Genomic DNA, 15,856 nt, shown 5'->3' with positions numbered 1-15,856 from the left:
TGTTGCGTCGCAGTACGGTACCGGTAATCACGGATCAGATGCGCGTCGCCGATCTCATTCTGGATTTGCCGCGACATCGGGCTATGCGTGCGGGTCGTAAAATTAACCTAAGCCACAAAGAGTTTTGTCTGCTGGAGCTGCTTGTCCGTCGACAGGGTGAAGTGCTACCGCGTTCGCTGATTGCCTCGCAAGTGTGGGACATGAACTTTGATTCCGATACTAATGTGATCGATGTGGCCATCCGTCGCCTGCGCTCCAAGATAGATGACGATTTTGAGCCTAAATTGATTCACACGGTAAGGGGGATGGGCTACAAGCTGGAAGTGGATGACGAGCATGATGTGGAGTAGTCGTCTTGGCAAGCATCCACTATCGCTAACCGCCCGGGTGATGGCCTTTGTTGCCCTTGCCATTGGGCTAAGTCTTCTGGTGATTGGTTATCTGGTGGACAACGCGGTCAAGCGCCATTTCGCCGAACAGGACGCTGACGAGTTGGAGGTCATGACAAGGGCTGTGGATCGAGCCTTACGCAAAACGGGTGACGGCTCTTCACACTTGGGTGAGGCGTTGTCGCACGCGATATCGGGTCATCACGGTGTCTATTTTCAGGTCTGGGATAAGGAAAAGCGCCTGATTTACGGCCCCTCAGCGAACGATTTTGCAAAACCTATTAATACCTTTGCCCCGGTGTCCAGTATTCAGGTTGGCAACGTATATCACTGGCAGGGAGATGGGAAAACCTACCGGGGAACCATCACGCAAACCCAGGTGGGTGGCCAAGAATACTACATCGTTACCGCCATTGACATGGATGCTCATATCCAATTTCTGGAGAATTTTCGTCGTAGCTTATGGCTTATCATGTTACTCGCAGGCATGGTGACGCTATTGGCGGCCTGGTATGGTGTGCATCAGGGGCATGCGCCACTGCGCGGGTTGAGCGAAGCCATGCGTGAAATACAGGCTGATCGCCTGCATGTTCGACTTGATTCCGAGGCGGTGCCTGGGGAACTTCAAAATCTCGTTTCTTCATTCAATTTTATGCTTGGCCGATTGGAAGACAGTTTTGCCCGCTTGTCCCATTTCTCCGCCGACATCGCCCACGAATTGCGCACGCCTCTTACCAATATCATCACCCAGACTCAGGTCGTTCTGGGAAAGTCACGAGGCCTGGTTGAATACCGCGAACTGCACTATTCAAACCTGGAAGAATTGGAACGCTTGGCAAAAATGGTCAACGACATGCTCTGGCTGGCTCAAAGCGAGCATGGACTGCTTAAGCCGGTATGGGAGTCACTGGATATGGCTCAGGAAGTCCGTAAGCTATTTGATTTTTTTGAGGCGCTGGCAGAGGAAAAGCACATACAGTTAATGCTGGAAGGACAGGCGCCGAAAATTAAGGGTGATCGTGCCATGCTGCGGCGCGCCATGTCCAATCTGTTATCCAATGCGATACGCCACTCACCCGAGGGAGAAAGCGTGAAGGTTCGTCTGGATGTGTCGGACGAAGGGCAGGTTTTACTCAGCGTACAGAATACGGGGCCGGAAATTCCCGCAGAACATTTGCCCAGAATTTTCGACCGTTTCTACCGGGTTGATCCTTCACGTCAGCGCCAGAGTGAAGGGGCTGGATTGGGCTTGGCGATTGTTAAGTCCATCGTGGAAGCACACTACGGCAGTATCGACGTGTCTTCAGATTACGGTATGACCTCCTTTTCGATCTGCTTTCCACAAGCGGCTATTAATTGGGACTGCGAAGAAGGGGCTTTGCCATGAGTCTATTTTCCATCGGAAAATTAGCGCAAGCTGCACAAGTCAGCGTCGAAACCATCCGCTACTACGAACGCCGTGGCCTCATCACTCAGCCTCCAAAACCGGCTCAAGGATACCGCACTTATACCAAGGCCACCTTGGCACGGATTTTATTCATCAAACGTGCCCAGGAACTGGGCTTTACTCTGGAGGAGATCGAAAACCTCTTGGTACTGGGCGAATCCCATTGCTCGGAAGTCCAGGAGTTGGCGGAAAGTAAACTGGTCAGCGTGCGGTCAAAAATCAACGATTTGTGCCGCCTGGAGCGTGTTTTAGAGGGTTTAGTCACCCAGTGCCGCTCCAATCCCGACAACACAGCCTGTCCGATTGTGGAGTCGTTACAACCTGACAAAGACCTCTCCTGAGTCGGACTTGACTCCGTACCGAAGTACGGCGTTTACACTGGCTTCATTGAATGCATTCCATGGAGTCCGCCATGCCCGCAAACGACGAGTTCGCCAAAAATAATCTACCCCTGATCGGCGGGGTGCTGGCTGCTGTTGGCGCCAGCCTTTGCTGCATCGGCCCGTTCGTTTTACTCACACTGGGGATCAGCGGGGCCTGGATCGGGAGCCTGACTCTGCTGGAGCCCTATCGTCCCGTCTTTATCGCCATCGTGATGATGCTATTGGGTTGGGCGGGCTGGCAGATCCACCGGCCAGTTGAGGGCTGCGAGCCGGGCACCGCCTGCGCCGTACCGCAAACGCGAAAACGCCGACGGGTTATTTTCTGGATCATGGCCATCATCGCGTTGGTTCTTGTCACCAGCAGCTACTGGATTCCCCTGATGGTTTAAAAATGCGTTGCCCAAGACTGGAGTGAATCATGCACAAAATCACAATAGCCCTTGTATTCACCATCACCAGCCTGTCTGCCTGGGCTAAACCTCAGATTGTCACTCTGAACCTGCCAACCATGAACTGCGCCATGTGTCCGATCACGGTCAAGAAGGCCCTTAGCAAAGTAAAAGGCGTCACCAAGGCCGAGGTCAGTTTTGAACACAAGCAGGCGGTGGTCACTTTTGAGGATACTCAGACCAGCGCAGAGAAACTCATTGAAGCAACCACCAATGCCGGTTATCCATCAACCCTTGTGAAAACAGAAACGCCATGACCTCAAATGTGATTTTACAGTCGGAATTGACCTGCCCGGAATGTGGCCACAAGAAGATCGAGACTATGCCGACGGATGCCTGCCAGTGGTTCTATGAGTGCGAAAGTTGTCGCGCCGTGCTCAAACCAAAACCCGGTGATTGTTGTGTGTATTGTTCTTACGGTTCGGTACCATGCCCGCCTGTTCAACAAGAGGGGCGTTGCTGTTCTTAAAGAAGAACTCACATTGACATTGAACGGTTCAGGTCGGTTTGTTCGCGATGAAATCCCAACTGTCGTACCCCATGCCCAATGCGGTCATTAGCCAGATAATTATCACCACTCCGGCAGCCCATCGATTTTTGGGTACCTGAAATGGCGTTCGTTCTGTACACAACAGGCAGTTAAACCACACATCAACGGAATGTCGACAAACCAGCCAGAGGCTTGACTCTATAGCTACCATAGGGATTACTATTGAGATCGATTATCATTAGTAACAATCCCAAAAGAGATTTAGTCAATGCAGGCTCGTTGGATATTCCGTTTTACAGGCCCAAAGTTTTTTGTTCTGAACGTCACAGTAGTATTGCTGGCCTTGTCGTGGTTATATCCAAAGGCCAGTCAGGCGGAGATAAGCGACAGCAGCGTCGAAATGCGTCAATTGGCTCAGCTGGCCGAATACATTGCTGTGGATTACATGGAAGCCGTCAGGGATGGACAGGTGGTCAATGACGGTGAATATCAGGAAATGCTGGAGTTCTCCCAGCTCATTGTGACGAATATTTCTGAGGTTCAGGATAAATCAGCCGACGTTGGCGACCTGACAGGTCAGGCAAAGGCTTTACAAGCAGCTATCCAGAACAAACAGGCTATTGAAACAATTCGACAAATGAGTGGCAGCCTGCGGGGTACGTTGTTGGCACTGATGCCTCGGTCGTCCTTACCGCTTCACCTGTTGTCGAAAGCGACCGTCAAAGGGTTGTATGAGAGCCAGTGCGCTTCTTGTCATGGCGCAGCCGGTGGGGGCGATGGTGTGATGGCCGCACAGCTGGAGCCCGCTCCAACCGATTTCACCAGCAAAGAGCGAGCCTTGAATCGATCACTTCTGGGCCTGTACGATGCCATATCCAATGGCATAGACGATACCGCAATGCCGGCATTTACCCAACTGACGGAAGAGCAACGCTGGTCCCTGGCGTTCCACGTCGGCGGATTGGCATTTCAATCCGGCTCTGAGTTTACAGGCGAGGCACCCAGCGTCACCTTGTCACAGATGGTCAACCACACGCCGGCGCAACTCGCTGCAGAACATCCGGAGATGACGCAGCAGGCGATCGAACGGTTGCGCGCAAAGCCAGAACTGTTATTCCGGGAAACGACCAATCCTCTGAAAATCACCCGAGACCAACTGCTGCTAGCACAAGAGGCGCACCAGCGCGGCGATTATCAGAAAGCACAAGCACTGGCGGTCAGTGCTTATCTGGATGGCTTTGAATTGGTCGAAAACAGCCTGGATGCGCAGGATAAAGCGCTCCGCCAGACACTCGAAGCCGATATGATGGCTATAAGGCAATTATTGAAGCAGGCACAGCCTGAAGGCGTGGTGGAAAGTGCTGTGAGCCGGACACTGGCGCGGTTGGAGGATGCGGATCGATTGCTTTCAGAATCTACCTTGTCCAATGTGACCCTGTTCAGTGCCAGCTTGGTCATCCTGTTGCGGGAGGGGCTTGAAGCCTTGCTCGTGGTCATTGCCCTGGTTACTGTGCTAGTGCGAACCGGTCGGCGTGACGGACTTCGGTATGTGCATTTGGGTTGGGTAACGGCATTGGCGGCCGGTGTTGCGACCTGGGCTGCAGCGCAGTCCCTGGTCAGTATTAGCGGTGCCAGCCGCGAAGTCATGGAAGGGGTTGCGGCCTTTTTGGCGGCGGTTGTGTTGCTCTATGTCGGCATCTGGATGCACAGTAAAACCCATGCTGCCCAGTGGCAAGCCTATATTCAGCAGCACATCAACGCCCACCTGACTGCGGGTACCCTGTGGGGCCTTGCGCTGCTGGCATTTATTGCGGTTTATCGTGAAGTGTTTGAAACAGTCTTGTTTTATCAGTCCCTGCTGACCCAGGCTGCAGCCGCTCAATATTCATCCGTATTCAGCGGCTTTGTAGCCGGTACTGCTTTCCTGGCGATATTGGCCTGGTTATTGGTGCGTTATTCAGTGAAACTACCCATTGCCAGATTCTTTTCCGTCACCACCTACCTGCTGCTGGCCTTGGCATTTATCCTCATGGGTAAAGCGGTGTCGGCACTTCAGGAAGCGGATCTTGTTGGTATAACCCCATTGCCTGTCAGCTTTGACATTGATTGGGTCGGCGTAAAGTCCACCTGGCAGGGGATCTTGGCGCAATTGTCGGTACTGGGTGTTTTCCTGGTCTTTCTGGGGCTGGGAAGAAGGCAGCGGAAAAATGCCCCTGTTGCAGAACGTCCAGAAGATTTGTTGGACCCAGGTGTCAGCCGATCGAAACCGAAGTAGCCGACAAATTTCGCAATATGCCGCACTGCTCCACTGTCCGACGGTTTGTGCAGCTGCGGCGCAGCATTCTCAGTTGCTCGTTCAGCTTGGTGAGTTCCTGTATACGCGTCTCCACCTGCTCGATATGCCTATCCATCATCCGATTTACATCATCACATTGCGAACCGGGCGAACGGTTTAACGCCAACAACTGCCGGATCTCCGGCAAGCTGAGATCGAGGCTACGGCAGTGCTTGATAAACAGCAATCGCTCAACGGCAGATTCATCGTACAGACGAAAATTGCCTTCACTGCGTTCTGCTGAGGCAATCAAATGTTCCTTTTCATAATGCCGGATGGTTTGCACGGAGCAGCCAGTCACTTTCGACAGTTCGCCGATTTTCTTCATCTCTCAATATTCCGGTTGACTCTATTGTTATTATAGAGTTTATAGTTACCGTCCGTACATCCACAAGGGTTTTTTTGATGTCTGACCGGTGTAACGACGACTGCCAGGGTAGCAAGGCTACCAATGTATCTAGCGCTCGAATAGCGACCCCTGGCCCGTCAGTTCAACATGGCTATGTCAGTGAGTACCGGGTACCGAAAATGGACTGCCCCTCAGAAGAGGGCATGATCCGCATGGCGTTGGACGGCATTGAACCTCGTGTTCTGCTGGAGTTCGACACGCCCAACCGCAAGGTGCGTGTCTTCCATGGCGATAACGCAGCAGCCATCGAGGAGCGGCTGTGCGGCCTGGGGCTGGGCGCCACACGGGAAACGACCATCCTCGTTGCGGCAGAAGAGGTCGCTCAGGTACGTGCAGCGGAAGAAGCAACGGCTCAGGCCGAGTCCGGTATTCTGAAGTGGTTGCTGGCTATTAATGGCGTTATGTTCGTGGTTGAACTTACGGTAGGTTGGCTGGCGCAATCCACCGGCTTGATTGCCGATTCCCTGGATATGTTCGCTGATGCTGCGGTCTATGGCGTTGCACTCTATGCGGTGGGGCGCAGTCTTCGCACCAAGCTGCGAACGGCACATTTTTCCGGCTGGCTGCAGTTGATTCTGGCGCTAGGGGTCTTGGCTGAAGTCGGGCGGCGATTTGTCTTCGGCAGCGAACCCGTCTCCATTCTGATGATGGGATTTGGCGTGGTGGCCCTGGCAGCCAACGTCTGGTGTCTGTTGCTTATCGCAAAGAATCGGCATAGTGGTACACACATGAAAGCGAGCTGGATTTTTTCCGCCAACGATGTCATCGCCAATTCCGGGGTCATTCTCGCGGGTGTGCTGGTCGCCTGGACGGGGTCCCGTTATCCTGACTTGGTCATTGGTTTAATAATCGGCTCGATCGTGCTGAATGGTGCGCGGCGTATTCTGCAGTTGCGACATTAGTGGCGGACTCTGGTTTTTGCCTGTTGCTCGGTGTCATCCCGGCAAGTTCTTTTTAAGTTCAGTTCTGCGAGTGGTGTGAACGAGCCCTTTTTGTTTCAGTGCCTCAACCATGGCGTCCTTGATGACGCCATATTCGTCAGCGTAAAAGCCGTCATAAACCAAAATGTACGCCGTTGGTATGATGCAAACCATTAAGCGATCAGCCAAGCAGGTTTTGACAGAGCTGAAATAGCATTCTCTGCCAACGGTTCTTGCCGAGAACCTTTTCCTAACCATGCCCATAGGTCTGGGCGTCCTTGTGGAGGTGGTCGGGGTGTTCGAATTCCAGTGTTGAATGATTTATGTTGAATTCTTTATCTAGAGTCTTCTTGATCCGGTATTTAATGCTCTCAAGCTGATTCCAGGCGCTTTCCACAATGACTACATGGGCATCCAGTGAGGCATCGTGTTCGCCCATTTGCCAAAAATGTACGTGGTGAAGGTCAGCAACACCTTCGATGTTTGACAGGGTCCGAATGACGGCATCTGTATCGATATCCACAGGGCTGCCCAACATGAGTGTTCTGATGGTTCCGCCGATCTCTGTCAGACCCAGGTAAAGAATATAACCCGCGATCCCTATGGTGATTGCAGGATCAACCCACCGCATGTCGTAGAGTAGAATAAGAGCCCCGCCGATCACTACGGCGACTGACGCGAGTGCATCAGAAAGATTATGTAAAAACAGCGCACGGATGTTGACACTGTCTTTCTGCATCGAGTAGGTGAGCAAAGCTGTCAACGCATCTACTGCCAAGGCGATACCGCCAAGCCAGACGACCCACCAGCCCTTGATTTGGGGAGGATCAATTATCCGCAAGCCCCCTTCGTAGATCAGGTATATCCCAATAATGATCAACGTCGTGTAGTTAATGAGAGCCGCAACAACCTCGATACGTCCGTAGCCAAAAGTCATCTTTGAGTCGGCGGGGCGGCGCGCGATTTTTTGCGCAGCGAAAGCGATGACGAGCGAAGCCATGTCTGAGAAGTTATGCAAGGCGTCGGCGATCAGGGCGAGGCTGCCCGAAAAGATGCCACCCCCAATCTGAGCCAAGGTCAGGACACCGTTCGCCCAGATGGCTATGGCAACGCGTTTATCCTTGGTCTTGGCGGGCATATGTACATGTTCGTGGCTCACTGGATTTACCTCGTTGGGTGGTTATTCATGTAGATTGATATGCTTCATTTCACTCCGCGTTTGGTCATCGCGTTAATTTTCTTGATACTTTTTAGAAATTCCAAAAGGTTTTCTTCTGCATCTTTCCTGGTCGGGAACGGCCCGATATTTTGACCTTCCCGGGTTAAAAAATACCATTCACTGTTAATGGAGTGGATGCGATGCGTTCTAAAGAGTGGTACCGCCTTCGAGTCAGTTTTTCGATGATCGGGTGAATCACTCATAATCTTGTCCTGCCGTCATGACCTTGCCCAGTAATGCCATCCAAAACGGGTGGAAGTGGCTGTACAAGGTCATGAGTCACAGCGCCTGTTGGAGATGAATCATCAGGTGTAGAGGGAGCGAAAACTAAAAAAGAACCCGCCCGCATGAAGAAAGCGGGTTCTTTTTTCAGACAACCGTACTGTCCTCGGCACCGTCCTCGATCCGGATTGCACGATTGATATCGCTGATAAAAATGCGACCATCGCCGCGCAGTCCGGTATGAGCCTCGGTTTTCAGTACCCGGACGACCTCGTCCACGTACTGATCGTGACACACGATTTCCACCTTCACGTGCTTAACAAAATCCCCCGCGCCCTCAATTGGATTGGCAGCGCTGGTATTGACTTTGCTCCGTCCGAAGCCAAGAACATTGGCAACACTCATTCCGGTGACGCCCTGCACACGGTGCAGGGCCAAGGTCACGGCTTCCAGTTTGCGGTGTTTAATATAGGCTTTGATCTCTTGCATGACAGTCACTCCGGGTTAATGGGATTCGCTCATATCAGCGGGTTTGTCGGCAAACCAGTGATACAGTGCGGGTATTACTAACAGGGTCAGGATGGTGGCCGTCACCAGGCCGCCGACAACGACGGTGGCCAGTGGCCGCTGCACTTCGCTACCGGTGCCGGTGGCGAACAGGAGCGGGAAAAGACCCAAGGCGGTTGTGACGGCGGTCATAATCACCGCCCGTAATCTCGCACAGGCCGCCCGCACACTGGCTTCTGCAATAGACACCCCGTCCTTGACCAGCTCATTCAGGTAACTCACCAACACCAGCCCATTTTCCAGGGCGATACCAAACAGGGCGATAAACCCTACCGAAGCCGGCACCGAGAGGCTCTGACCACTTAGCCACAGACCGACAATACCGCCCACCAGTGCCAGCGGGATATTGAGCATGATCAGCAAGGCATTTCGCAGGGACCTGAAGTTGACGAACAGCATCAGAAACACCAACGCCAGGGTAATGGGCACTACGATCATCAGGCGCTTGTTGGCTTGCTGCTGGAGCTCGAACTGTCCGCCCCATTTGAGAAAATAGCCTGGCGGCAAATCCACCTGTTTGGCAATAGCGGCATCGGCTTCAGCCACGAAGGAGCCAATATCCCGGTCGCGGACATTGGTCTGGATGGTGATAAAGCGCTGGTTGTTTTCCCGGGTGATCTGGCGCGGCCCTACAACTTCCTCGATGGCAGCCAGTTCCTCTAGGGGAATACGCTGCCCGGCGGCATTTTCGATAATGAGCTGCCCGATGACATCGACTCGATTGCGTGCGGGCTCCTTAAGCCGCACATAGATGTCAAAGCGGCGGATACCCTCGAACACCTGTCCGGCCTCGCTGCCGCCAACGGCGACGCTCAGGGTGCGCTGTACATCGCTGACATTGAGTCCGTAGCGGGCGATCGCTTCCCTGTTTAGCGTAATGCGCAGTTGCGGTGTGCCACCGATTTGATCACGCTGTACATCCCGGGCACCCTGCACGGTGCGCATCACCTGTTCGATGGCCTGAGCCTTCTCCACCAGCACATCCAGGTCATCGCCAAAGAGTTTGGCGGCCAGTTCTGCCTTGGTGCCGGTCAGGAGTTCATCCACGGCTGCGGCAATGGGTTGTGTGAAGTTGAATTGCGCGCCGGGGAAATCCGCGAATTTTTCACTCATGGCCGCATACAGGCCATCCAGAGTCTCCGCGCTTTGCCATTCATCCTGGGGTTTGAGTGCAACGAATATCTCGGCGTTGTTCACCGGGTCGGCGTGGGCGCCGACTTCACCGCGGCCTATGCGCGATACCACCTGGGTGACCTCGGGAAATGCCTCGATCAACTGACGCTCGAAGACGCTGATAGTCGTTTCGGCTTTTTCCAGCGAGATAGAGGGCGCCATGGTGGCGCGGATCAGCAGATCCCCTTCATTGAAGCGTGGCACAAACTCGGATCCCAGTCTCGGGGCGATGATAATGCCGATGACGAGGACCACCGCTGCCAAGGTCACCGCAATCCAACGGCGGGCCACCATGGCCTGGACCAGGGGTTGGTAGCCTTTCAGCAGCACGCTGACAATGTCCTTGCGAGGCTTGTCAGGGTCTGTCTTGGGGCGTTTCATCAGTAGGGACGAGACCACCGGTGCCACGATCAAGGCAAAAAACAGCGAACCGAGCATCGCCACTGCCACCGTATAGGCCAGTGGCCGGAAAGTCGCGCCTTCCACCCCTTGCAGGGTGAACAACGGCAAGAACACGATAATGATAATGCTGATGGCAAACAGAATAGGGCGCGCCACTGTCTGACAGGCCCGCGCCACCAGGTGTAGGCGCGACTCGTCCGGGGAGGATTCCCGCAGCATCCGGTCGATATTCTCCACCACGACCACCGCGCCATCCACCATCATGCCGATGGCGATGGCGATTCCGCCCAGCGACATCAGGTTGGCGGAGATGTCGAAGAATTTCATGGCGAGAAAGGTGAAGCCGACGGAAAACGGAATCGAGAGTGCCACCACCAGGCTGGGCCGTAGGCCACCCATAAACGCCAACAGTACTAGGGCCACCAGAATAATGCCCTGCAACAGGGCATTGATCACCGTGCTCACCGCCGCTTTGACCAGTGTCGCCTGGTCGTAATAGGGTTGTACTTCGATACCGTCGGGTAGGTTGGCGTTGATCGTGGCCAGTTCTTCTTTGACGGCACCGATCACTTGGGAAGTGTTACTGCCGATCAGCTTCAATACCATGCCCACGACCACTTCGCCCTGACCGTCCTTGGTAGTGAGTCCGCGTCGAATTTCTCCGCCAATGTCCAGCTCACCCAGTTGATGGAGGTAGACGGGCGTGCCATCGATGGTTTTCACCACGATGTTGCGCAGCGCATCCAGGTCCGTGGCCAAACCCACGGAGCGTACGATGTACTCCTCGTCGTTTTTGACGATGAACTGTGCCCCCGCGTTGGCATTGTTGGCCTCGATGCGCTCTTTGATGTCGGGCAGCGACACGTCGTAGCGGATCAGCGCATCGGGGTCGATACGCACCTGGAACTGCTTGACCTCACCGCCGATGGAAAGGACTTCAGTGACGCCTTTCACCGTCTGCAGGTTGAACTTGACAATCCAGTCCTGGATCTCCCGCAACTCGGTGTTGCTGTACTGTCCACTGGTGTCCTCCAGCACATAGAAAAGGATCTGGCCGAGCCCGGTGGTGATGGGGCCCATCACCGGTTCGCCGAAGCCATCGGGAATGGCTTCCCGGGCCACCTGCAATCGTTCCCCCACCAGCTGGCGGGCGAAGTAGATATCGGTGCCGTCCTCGAAGTAGATATTGACCACCGATAAGCCGAAGTTGGAGATCGACCGCACATGATCCAGTTGCGGCAGGCCATTCATGGCGCTTTCGATGGGGTAGGTAACGTACTTCTCGACTTCCTCCGGCGCCAGGCCTTCCGTTTCCACAAAGACCTGCACCAACGCGGGTGAAATATCCGGGTAGGCGTCAACCGGTAAAGTCCGATAGGCGAAGTAACCGCCGATCAGCATTGCCAGAGAGATCACGACCACTAACAGCCGGTTCTCCAGCGCAAAACGAATAAGAGTTTGCATACTGTTCTCCCGCGATTAGTGGTTGTGACCGGATTCGAATTCACTTTTCTGCAGCTGTGCCTTGAGCACGAATCCCCCCTTGGCAACATAACGTTCGCCCGATTCCAGGCCAGTCAGGATTTCCACCGAGTCGCTGTCCCCGCGACCCAGCTTGGCCGGGCGAGGTTCCCAGTTGCCGTCGTGCTGCACGAATATCGTTGACTGGCCTTCAAGGTCGATAATGGCGGTTCTGGGGACCACGACCGCAGCGGAAAATTCACCTAGGGTGATTTGGCCTTCAACGAACATGCCCGGCTTCCAGTCATTATCCGTATTGGCCAGGAAGACCCGTGCCAAACCCGTACGCGTGGCCTCGTCCACCAAGGGAGCCACATAGTCCAGGCTGGTCTCCACAGGTGATGGACCGTGGCTGGTGGTTACCCGCACCGGCTGCCCTGTTTTTACCAGAGGTACCTGCTTGGGATAGAGGGCGATATCCACCCACAATGTGGACAGATCCGCCACCACAAAAGCGGTATCGTCGGGTGCCAGGTGTTCCCCCAAGGTGACGTGGCGTTTGATTACCACCCCGTCGATCAGGGATTTCAGCGGGAAGCGGGACAGGGTCTCGGAACTTTCGGCCACGGCGAGAATATCGTCGGCCTTGACCCGGTCACCGGTTTTTGCCCGCACCTCGACGATCTTGGCCGGAAAGCGGGGTGTGATATGGGCCACGGCTTCCTCGTTGAGTTTTACCTCGCCGGGCAGCGAGACTTGTTGGCGAATCACACCGGCTTCAGCGGTGGCGATTTCACCGCCAAATTCACGTAACAGGTCAGCGTTAAAGGTCAGCTCGGGCTCTTCCTCCTCATGACCTTCATGACTGGTGTCTTCGACATGATCGCCTTTATCCTCAGCATGATCTTCCTCGGCATGTTCCTCTTTCGAGTGTTGCTTTTCATCTGTGTGCTGAGCGCCTGCTTCAGTGTGAGAGGCTTGATCTGATGGGGCGGCGATTGTGCTTTGAGATGCCATGGCGGCTAGTAGAAGGCCGCCAATTAAATAATTCAGTAACTTGTTCATTGTGATTCATCCTGTGGCGAAAGAGACCCTTCATCATTGATGCTGTCCAGCGTAGGCAGGCGCAGATCGGACCGGAAATTACTGGCTCTGTCGGTGGGGTAGAGCGACTGGCGCTCCCCCGTGAGTGGCTGGCCGGTCAAGGTCTCCAGGGTGATAAGGGTTTGGTGAAAGTCAGTGGCGGCGGCAATGGCCTCGGTTTCGAAGGCCAGCAACTGGCGCCGGGCTTCCACCAGCTCCAGATAGGAGAAACGCCCGTCGCCGTAGCCTTCCTGAATCAGCGCGAGTGCCTGCTGGGACTCGGGCAGTATCTGCTCACGTAACAAGGTAGCCCGCTCACGGGCCTGATCCAGCCGGGCGAAGGCATTGCGCAGTTCCGTGAAAACCCTCACCCGGGTGGCCTTCTCTTCGAGATCCAGTTTTGTCAGGTTTTCCCGCGCGGCAGTGATGTTGCCTTGGTTTCGGTTAGAGACGCCAAGGGGCATGGAGAATGAAAAAACCAGACCGGTATCGCCGGTTCCCTCGCCCCGCCTGATGCCGGCGCCGACTTCGATGTCCTGCCGGCCCCGGGCAATGGCCAGATCCAGTTCAGCCTCGCGTAGCCTTTCGATGGTCATAAACCGTTGCAGCTGCGGTGCCTGTTCCAGCTGTCGCTGGATGCTGGCAAACTCAGGTGTCGGCGCCAAGGCGAAGAGTTCGGCCTCAACGTCAGTAAAATCCGCCGAGTTTTCGCCCCACAGGCTCGCCAACCGCCGTTTGGTGTTCTCCAGGCGCACGGTGAGATTGCTCACCGCCAGTTTGGCCTGCATCAAGTCCGTACGAGCGCGGCTCAGTTCGGCCCGACTGGCGCTGCCAGCATTAAACCGCCTTTGGGCAACGTTTTCTGCAGTGCTTGTATAGTCGACGACTTGCCGGGCAAAGACCAGCAAGCGCTGGGTTTGCGCCACTTCCAGGTAACGACTGGCCGCCGCTGACAATGCGTCCAGACGGGCAAGTTCGTAGTCGCGCTCAAGGGTTTGGCGGCGCCATTGGCCAACATCACGGCGCAGGGGGCGCTTTCCACCCATTTCAATGACCTGGCTGAGCGCCAGGGTGGTTTCCATGGTGTCGGTCCCTGAAAATTCGCCATTACCAGCGATATTCTCTACGTCGAGGGAAATCTGCGGGTTGGGCCGGAATCCGGCCTGGAGGGCCCGTGCCTCGGCCGCGCGAATATCGTAGGGATAGATCGCCAATTCGGGGTTGTCACTGAGCACCCGAGCGAACGCTTCAGAAAGTGTCAATGTCGTAGGGTCGCGGTCAGCGGCATGGGTAAGCCCGGATAGGCTTAGTAGCGCGCTGCAAAGCAGCAGGCGCGCTGTCCGGATTATCAGGCTTCGGCCTGAATCCGGACGCAAACGGATTAGCATGAACATGAATTACCTCACGTAAAGATTTTTGAAAAATCCTGGTGCCGGTCGAGAACCGGGAAGTGAGGTCAGGCTATGGGCGGGCGGAGTATCGCAGCGATGGGGGGGGAGGGGTGGTCGACGATGTAGGGTAGTGTAGCCCGGTTAGAAGACACGGTAGGCAGCGTGGGCAACTGCATCGACAGCAGCATATGGGAGCCATGACAATGGCAGGAGTGGCAATGGCCGGGCGGGGTATTGTGGTCTGAGCCCGGTGATAGGTTTGCCGCCTGAGTTGACTCACCGTCCCCTAAAATATCTGCCAACTCATGGGGTTCATGATCTGAATGGATGGGCAATACATCAGCGGTGATGGATAGTGATTGCACTACCATCAGCACGGCAAATAGTATTAGTGTCCAGTTTTTTGCCATTCGGCCATCAAGCGAGCTATGTGAAACGAAGCGCAGAGTCTAGCCCAAATAGGGCGATTCAATCAACCAGGGGGATTGTCGTTGTCAATAACGGGACTGGTTAATGGTCAGAAATGTTTGCTTTATCATGCCGCTTACTGGGGCCGTCTGTATTTTTGAGCAGGTGTGGCAGCCAGCGTAGATATGTGATCATGCCGAACAGTTCCACCAAAGACTGGAAGACAATGACCACGACGGCGGCACGCCAGGCTTCCGGCAATGACAGCGCCAGCGGCAGCATTACAAAAGAGTTGCGGGTGCCGAGGCTGAATGTAAGGGTGCGGCTGATAGTGGGTGTGAACCCGAATAGCTCACTGAGCCCCTTCCCGATGGTAGCGGCAGCAACCAGGTAAAGTACAAAGACCACGAGCACCGACCACAGACGGGCGTCGTTGCCGATAACCAGGCTGACCTGCGAGCCAGCGATCAAAAACACTACCAGTGCCAGCAGCGGCACGGGCAGCCATCCGAGCCAGTCTACAAGCCTATGCACCCGCCGGTGCATTTCCGACAACCGTTCGGTAATCCAGGCCAGGATCAGCGGGGTAACAATCAATCCGAAGAAAGCTGGCAGCAAGTGGCTGCTGACCGCTAACTCAATGGCGAAAGTGCCCATGAAAAGCCAGATATAAACCGGTAGCAAAATGAGCTGGACAATCAGGAGGATCGGTGCGGCCGCGATGGCCCGGGCACCGTCACCACCACCCAGATGGGTAAAGCTGATAAACCAGTCCGTACAGGGTACCAGCAGTACCAATAGTACACCGAGGCGAATAGCGGGATCGGCCGGTAACAGCCACAATAAAAGACCAACGACCATCGGTATCAGGATAAAATTGCCCGTCAGCAAAGCGGCCAAAAAGCGGCCATCACGAAATGCCAACCTGAGATGTATCAGTGGCACCTGAGTGAAAGTGGTGTACAGGAGAACGCCCAGGACTGGCCAGAGCAACAGCTCCCAATCTCGGGTCTGTTCTGGTGAGCTCCAGCCGATGGCCATGCCGGACAGGATGGCTACCAGATAAAGCCACACCTGATGTCGCTCCAGTTGTTCGTGCATTTTAAGC

16 protein-coding genes are annotated in these 15,856 nt (G+C 54.8%); 8 read left to right on the top strand and 8 right to left on the bottom strand.

Annotated features, from left to right (window positions below; genetic code table 11):
• From D9N14_RS17065 to D9N14_RS17035, 7 genes are all read left to right on the top strand, one after another.
• On the top strand, positions 1-350 hold a 350-nt coding region (locus tag D9N14_RS17065), incomplete at its 5' end, for a winged helix-turn-helix domain-containing protein (RefSeq protein WP_290581931.1).
• Positions 328-1,776 carry a heavy metal sensor histidine kinase gene (locus tag D9N14_RS17060; protein WP_290581929.1) on the top strand — a complete coding sequence of 483 codons (1,449 nt, stop codon included), beginning with the start codon at positions 328-330 and terminating at the stop codon, positions 1,774-1,776. The genes D9N14_RS17065 and D9N14_RS17060, both read left to right, overlap by 23 nt.
• Positions 1,773-2,177, top strand: coding sequence for an Hg(II)-responsive transcriptional regulator (merR, locus tag D9N14_RS17055; RefSeq protein ID WP_068435007.1), 405 nt, complete (start codon positions 1,773-1,775; stop codon positions 2,175-2,177). The genes D9N14_RS17060 and merR overlap by 4 nt, the downstream gene beginning before the upstream one ends.
• Positions 2,178-2,248: 71 nt before the next feature.
• A complete protein-coding gene (locus D9N14_RS17050) occupies positions 2,249-2,608 on the top strand; it encodes a mercuric transporter MerT family protein (RefSeq protein ID WP_290581925.1) in 360 nt (119 codons plus the stop codon).
• Positions 2,609-2,637: 29 nt separating this feature from the next.
• Positions 2,638-2,925, top strand: coding sequence for a mercury resistance system periplasmic binding protein MerP (gene merP / locus D9N14_RS17045; RefSeq protein WP_290581923.1), 288 nt, complete (start codon positions 2,638-2,640; stop codon positions 2,923-2,925).
• On the top strand, positions 2,922-3,137 hold the full coding sequence (locus tag D9N14_RS17040) for a GDCCVxC domain-containing (seleno)protein (RefSeq protein ID WP_290581921.1): 216 nt from the start codon (positions 2,922-2,924) through the stop codon (positions 3,135-3,137). The genes merP and D9N14_RS17040 overlap by 4 nt, the downstream gene beginning before the upstream one ends.
• A 289-nt stretch (positions 3,138-3,426) precedes the next feature.
• Positions 3,427-5,433, top strand: coding sequence for a cytochrome c/FTR1 family iron permease (locus tag D9N14_RS17035; protein ID WP_290581918.1), 2,007 nt, complete (start codon positions 3,427-3,429; stop codon positions 5,431-5,433).
• Here D9N14_RS17035 and cadR read toward each other — a convergent pair.
• Positions 5,411-5,821, bottom strand: coding sequence for a Cd(II)/Pb(II)-responsive transcriptional regulator (gene cadR, locus D9N14_RS17030; RefSeq protein ID WP_290581916.1), 411 nt, complete (start codon positions 5,819-5,821; stop codon positions 5,411-5,413). The two genes, D9N14_RS17035 and cadR, sit on opposite strands and share 23 nt — an antisense overlap.
• Positions 5,822-5,898: 77 nt before the next feature.
• On the opposite strand from cadR, the gene D9N14_RS17025 reads away from it, so the two are divergent.
• A complete protein-coding gene (locus tag D9N14_RS17025; protein WP_290581914.1) occupies positions 5,899-6,804 on the top strand; it encodes a cation transporter in 906 nt (301 codons plus the stop codon).
• Positions 6,805-7,072: 268 nt separating this feature from the next.
• Here the strand turns inward: D9N14_RS17025 and D9N14_RS17020 are convergent, their stop codons facing one another.
• From D9N14_RS17020 to D9N14_RS16990, 7 genes are all read right to left on the bottom strand, one after another.
• Positions 7,073-7,981, bottom strand: a complete 909-nt coding sequence (locus tag D9N14_RS17020; RefSeq protein ID WP_290581912.1) for a cation diffusion facilitator family transporter — start codon at positions 7,979-7,981, stop codon at positions 7,073-7,075.
• Positions 7,982-8,025: 44 nt separating this feature from the next.
• Entirely contained in the window at positions 8,026-8,244 is a 219-nt protein-coding gene (locus D9N14_RS17015; RefSeq protein ID WP_290581910.1) for a DUF6316 family protein, read from the bottom strand.
• A gap of 166 nt (positions 8,245-8,410) precedes the next feature.
• Positions 8,411-8,752, bottom strand: coding sequence for a P-II family nitrogen regulator (locus D9N14_RS17010; RefSeq protein WP_290581908.1), 342 nt, complete (start codon positions 8,750-8,752; stop codon positions 8,411-8,413).
• 15 nt (positions 8,753-8,767) lie between these two features.
• Positions 8,768-11,869, bottom strand: a complete 3,102-nt coding sequence (locus tag D9N14_RS17005; protein WP_290581907.1) for an efflux RND transporter permease subunit — start codon at positions 11,867-11,869, stop codon at positions 8,768-8,770.
• A gap of 15 nt (positions 11,870-11,884) precedes the next feature.
• Positions 11,885-12,931, bottom strand: a complete 1,047-nt coding sequence (locus D9N14_RS17000; protein ID WP_290581905.1) for an efflux RND transporter periplasmic adaptor subunit — start codon at positions 12,929-12,931, stop codon at positions 11,885-11,887.
• Positions 12,928-14,343 (bottom strand): TolC family protein, encoded by a 1,416-nt coding sequence (locus D9N14_RS16995; protein WP_290581903.1) that lies wholly within the window; start codon positions 14,341-14,343, stop codon positions 12,928-12,930. Before D9N14_RS16995 ends, D9N14_RS17000 begins: the two co-directional genes overlap by 4 nt.
• 507 nt (positions 14,344-14,850) lie before the next feature.
• Positions 14,851-15,849: an arsenic resistance protein gene (locus tag D9N14_RS16990; RefSeq protein ID WP_290581901.1), complete on the bottom strand. Its 999-nt coding sequence runs from the start codon at positions 15,847-15,849 to the stop codon at positions 14,851-14,853.
• Between the last annotated feature and the right edge of the window lie 7 nt (positions 15,850-15,856).

The organism is Ketobacter sp., from assembly GCF_003671495.1.
Lineage (GTDB): Bacteria > Pseudomonadota > Gammaproteobacteria > Pseudomonadales > Ketobacteraceae > Ketobacter.
Note: the sequence above shows the minus strand (reverse complement) of the source record. Positions and strands in the feature narration are given on the sequence as shown.